This is a genomic window from Klebsiella spallanzanii (assembly GCF_902158555.1).
In the GTDB taxonomy this organism is placed as follows: domain Bacteria; phylum Pseudomonadota; class Gammaproteobacteria; order Enterobacterales; family Enterobacteriaceae; genus Klebsiella; species Klebsiella spallanzanii.
Genome location: NZ_CABGGS010000041.1, coordinates 1 through 306, shown reverse-complemented (window position 1 = coordinate 306; position 306 = coordinate 1). Strand labels below are relative to the sequence as shown.

The 306-nt window shown below is 61.8% G+C and carries 1 protein-coding gene; it reads right to left on the bottom strand.

Translation table 11 applies throughout. The features are described 5' to 3' along the window. Positions 1-306, bottom strand: a 306-nt coding sequence (locus FN082_RS20570) for a catalase (RefSeq protein ID WP_142982283.1), incomplete at both ends; no start/stop codon positions are given.

Here is a 306-nt window from a genome sequence, read left to right as displayed (position 1 = left end):
GGGGTCGCGGCCGGTCAGCTTCTGCGCTTCATCCCACACCAGCGACGCCTTGCCGGCGACCGGTTTCCAGTGAAAGCGAACGAAGGTGGCTTTGCCCTCGGCATTAATCAGACGGAAGGTGTGGATCCCGAAGCCTTCCATGGTGCGATAGCTGCGCGGGATGCCGCGATCCGACATCGCCCACATCACGTTGTGCAGCGTTTCCGGCTGCAGGGAAACATAGTCCCAGAAAGTATCGTGGGCGCTCTGCCCTTGTGGGATGGCCCAGTGGGGTTCAGGCTTCACGGCGTGGACAAAGTCGGGGAA